At 72.3% G+C, this 3,692-nt stretch carries 3 protein-coding genes; 2 read left to right on the forward strand and 1 reads right to left on the reverse strand.

From position 1 onward, the window contains the following. A partial coding sequence (locus NS354_RS08465; RefSeq protein ID WP_058594096.1) for an AMP-binding protein occupies nt 1-1,137 on the forward strand: 1,137 nt, incomplete at its 5' end. A gap of 85 nt (nt 1,138-1,222) precedes the next feature. Then, complete coding sequence (locus NS354_RS08470) at nt 1,223-1,861, forward strand: TetR/AcrR family transcriptional regulator (RefSeq protein WP_058594097.1); 639 nt, start codon at nt 1,223-1,225, stop codon at nt 1,859-1,861. Here NS354_RS08470 and paaZ read toward each other — a convergent pair. Next, nucleotides 1,858-3,692, reverse strand: a 1,835-nt coding sequence (gene paaZ / locus NS354_RS08475; protein ID WP_058594098.1) for a phenylacetic acid degradation bifunctional protein PaaZ, incomplete at its 5' end; no start/stop codon positions are given. The two genes, NS354_RS08470 and paaZ, sit on opposite strands and share 4 nt — an antisense overlap.

The raw sequence follows: 3,692 nt of genomic DNA on the forward strand, positions 1-3,692 counted from the left end.
CTCGCCGACATCGAGAAGCTGCCCTTCACCACGAAGAGCGACCTGCGCGACCACTACCCCTTCGGGCTCTTCGCCGTGCCCATGGACGAGGTGCGCCGCGTGCACGCCTCATCCGGAACCACCGGCAGGCTCACCGTCGTCGGCTACACGGAGCGCGACCTCGACACCTGGGCCGATCTCATCGCACGATCGCTCTACGCCGCGGGCGTGCGCCCCGGCTGGCGGGTCCACAACGCCTACGGGTACGGGCTGTTCACCGGCGGGCTCGGCGCGCACGCCGGCATCGAGCGGCTCGGCTGCATGGTGATCCCCATGTCGGGCGGGCAGACCGAGAAGCAGGTGCAGCTGATCCGCGACTTCGAGCCCGACGCCATCATGTGCACCCCCAGCTACCTGCTCACCATCGCCGACGCGTTCGAGCGGGCCGGCCTCGACCCCCGCGGCACGAGCCTCAAGGTCGCGATCTGCGGGGCCGAGCCCTGGACGGAGGCGATGCGGCACGAGCTCGAGGAGCGCATGGGCATCCGCGCCGTCGACATCTACGGCCTCTCCGAGATGATGGGCCCCGGCGTCGGCAGCGAGTGCGTCGAGACGCAGGACGGCCCGCACATCTGGGAGGACCACTTCCTGCCCGAGATCATCGACGACCGGCTGCAGCAGGTGCCCGACGGCGAGACCGGGGAGCTCGTCTTCACGACGCTCACCAAGGAGGCGTTCCCCATGATCCGCTACCGCACGCGCGACCTCACCTCGCTGCACCCCGGCACCGGCAGGCCCGCGCACCGGCGCATCGCGAAGATCACGGGCCGCAACGACGACATGATCATTCTGCGCGGCGTCAATCTCTTCCCCACGCAGATCGAGGAGATCGCCTGCGAGGTCGAGGGGCTGACGAGCCACTTCGTGCTCGAACTGACGAAGCGGGCCGCCCTCGATCACCTCACCATCAGGATCGAGGCCGACCCCGACGCGGACCCCGCGGGCGCCGACGCCGCGCTGCGGCGCCTGCAGAAGTGCGTGAAGGATCGCATCGGGGCGACGATCGCCGCCGAACTCGCGCCGACGGGGTCGCTGCCGCGCTCGGAGGGCAAGCTCAAGCGCCTCTACGACCTGCGGGCCGGCGCCTCGCCCGCCTGAGGTAGATTTGCAGGCGACGCGGAAGGCCGCGTGCACGCCTCGCGAGCCGCGGGGCCGCGGGGCCGCGCCTGAGGGGAACAGATCTATGGAGAGCTCGGACGCCGCACCCCGCAGGGGTCGGCCGGGGTACGACCAGAGCAGCATGCTCGAGGTCATCGTCGAGGTGTTCACCGATCACGGCTACGACGCCTCGTCGCTCGGCATGATCGCGAACCGGCTCGGGCTCTCGAAGTCGGCGGTGTACCACCACTTCGCCTCGAAGGCCGAGATGCTCGAGATCGCGCTCGAGCGCGCGCTCGGCGCACTGGAGCGGGTCTTCGACGAGGCCGAGGCGGAGGCGCAGGCCGGATCCGCCCCGGGCGGAGCGGTGGGGCAGATCCGGGAGATCGTGCGCGCCGCGGTGCTCGTCGCGTGCGCGCAGCAGCCCTATCTGATCCTGCTGCTGCGGCTGCACGGCAACTCCGAGGTGGAGCTGCGCGCCCTGGAGCGGCGCCGCGCGCTCACGGCGCGGCTGCGCGCGATCTTCGAGCGGGCACGGAGCGAGGGCGCGCTGCGCGACGACCTCGACCCCGGCCTCGCCGCGCGGTTCACCTTCGGCCTGGTGAACTCGCTGGTCGAGTGGTACCGCCCCGACGGCCCCGAGACGCCCGAGGCGCTCGCCGACGCGGTGCTCGCCTATGTGCGCTCGGGCCTCAGGGTCAACGAGGTGGCCGACTTCCGCTAACCCCGAGGCGCCGGGGCGGCGACCGCCTCGTGCGACTTCGACACGAGTGTGAGCACGTCGTACGTCGCGACGACCTCGTCGCGGTGGTTCGTGAGCACCGCGTCCCAGTGCACCTCGCCGTACTCGTCGGTCTCGCGGGGGATGATCTGCTTCGCGGTGAGCGCGACCCTGATGCGGTCGCCCGGCGAGACGGGCGTGATGAAGCGGAGGTGCTCGAGGCCGTAGTTCGCGAGCACCGGCCCGGGTTCGGGGGAGACGAAGAGGCCGGCCGCGAACGACAGCAGCAGGTAGCCGTGGGCGACGCGGCCGGGGAAGAACGGGTTCGCGGCCGCCGCCGTCTCGTCGGTGTGGGCGTAGAACGTGTCGCCCGTGAACTCCGCGAAGTGCGCGATGTCGTCGAGCGTGACCTCCCGCTCCGCCGACACCACGCGATCGCCGACCCGCAGCTCCTGCAGCGGCTTGCGGAACGGGTGCGCCTCGTCGCGCGTCGCCGCGCCCGCGTGCCACACGCCCGTGACGGCGGTGAGCATCTCGGGGCTGCCCTGGATCGCGGTGCGCTGCATGTAGTGGTAGACGCTGCGCACCCCGCCGAGCTCCTCGCCGCCGCCCGCGCGGCCCGGGCCGCCGTGCACGAGGTTCGGCAGCGGCGAGCCGTGCCCGGTCGAGCTGCGGGCGTCGGTGCGGTCGAGCACGAGCATGCGCCCGTTCGCGGACGCGCTCATGCGCGTGAGCCCGGCGACGAACGCCGGATCCGCCGAGGCCACGCTCGTGACGAGGGATCCGCCGCCGCGCACCACGAGCTCCGCCGCCTCCTCGGGGGTCGCGTACCCGATCAGCGATGCGACGGGGCCGAAGGCCTCGGTGTCGTGCACCCGGGGCGCGAGCGCGTCGTCGAAGCGCAGCAGGATCGGCTCCACGAACGCCGTCTGCTCGCCCGGTCGCTGGCCCTCGCCGATGACGACGCGGCCGCCGCCGTCGACGAGCGCCTGCACCTGGCGCAGCACCTCGTCGCGCTGCTCGATCGAGGCCAGCGGGCCCATGGTGGTCGCCGCCTCCCTCGGGTCGCCGACGACGACATTCGCGGCGATCCGATCCCGCACCGCGTCGACCAGCGGGTCGAGGAGCGCGTGCGGCGCGATGGCGCGGCGGATGGCGGTGCACTTCTGCCCCGCCTTCGCGGTCATCTCCGCGACGAGCTGCCGCACGTAGGCGTCGAACTCGGGCGTGCCGGGCACCGCGTCGGGGCCGAGCACCGATGCGTTGATCGAGTCGGTCTCGGCGCCGAAGACGACGCCGCCCGTCTGCACCGCGTCGTGGCGCCGCAGGGCGTCGGCGGTGGAGGCCGACCCGGTGAACGAGACCACGTCGCCGAGTCGCGCGTGGTCGAACACCTCGCGGATCGAGCCGGTGACGAGCTGCAGCGAGCCGGCGGGCAGCAGCCCCGATTCGACGATGATGCGCACCAGGTGCTCGGTGACGTACGCGCCGGGGGTCGCCGGCTTCACGATCGTGGGCATGCCGGCGAGGAACGCGGGTGCGAGCTTCTCGAGGGCGCCCCACACGGGGAAGTTGAAGGCGTTGATCTGCACGGCGACGCCCGGCAGCGTGGTTCTGATGTGGCGGCCGAGGAACGTCCCGTCCTTCGACAGCGGCTCGACCGGGCCGTCGAGCTGCACACGCGCGTTGGGCAGCTCGCGGCGGCCCTTGCCCGAGTAGGTGAAGAGCACCCCGATGCCGCCGTCGATGTCGACCCACGAGTCGGCCTTCGTGGCGCCGGTGCGCGTGGAGAGCTCGTACAGCTCGGCCTTCCGCTCGGTGAGCGCGAGCGCGA

Origin of the sequence: Leucobacter chromiiresistens (assembly GCF_001477055.1) — a bacterium.
GTDB lineage: Bacteria > Actinomycetota > Actinomycetes > Actinomycetales > Microbacteriaceae > Leucobacter > Leucobacter chromiiresistens_A.